At 53.1% G+C, this 262-nt stretch carries 1 pseudogene; it reads left to right on the top strand.

The features are described from left to right. Nucleotides 1-12: 12 nt before the first annotated feature. Nucleotides 13-262, top strand: a pseudogene (locus AUR66_RS13155) (aminomethyl transferase family protein); the annotation flags it as partial.

Here is a 262-nt window from a genome sequence, read left to right as displayed (position 1 = left end):
GCGCACGACGTGATGAAAGAGGTCGTCGAAGACGAAATTCCCGACGTCCCATTCTTCAACTTTGGAAAGGTCACCATCGGCGGCCACGAGATTCGTTCGCTCCGCCACGGAATGGCCGGTGAAGTTGGGTACGAGCTTCAAGGCCCGTACGAATATGGTGAGGAGATCAAAGAGATCATCCTCGAAGCAGGTGAAGACTACGGAATTAAGCGTCTTGGAACTCGGGCGTACGAACCACTTAGCGTCAAACTTGGATGGGTAA

This window comes from Haloferax profundi (assembly GCF_001469865.1).
GTDB lineage: Archaea > Halobacteriota > Halobacteria > Halobacteriales > Haloferacaceae > Haloferax > Haloferax profundi.
The sequence above is the reverse complement of the archived record's forward strand: the minus strand, read 5'-3'. Positions and strand labels throughout refer to the sequence as shown.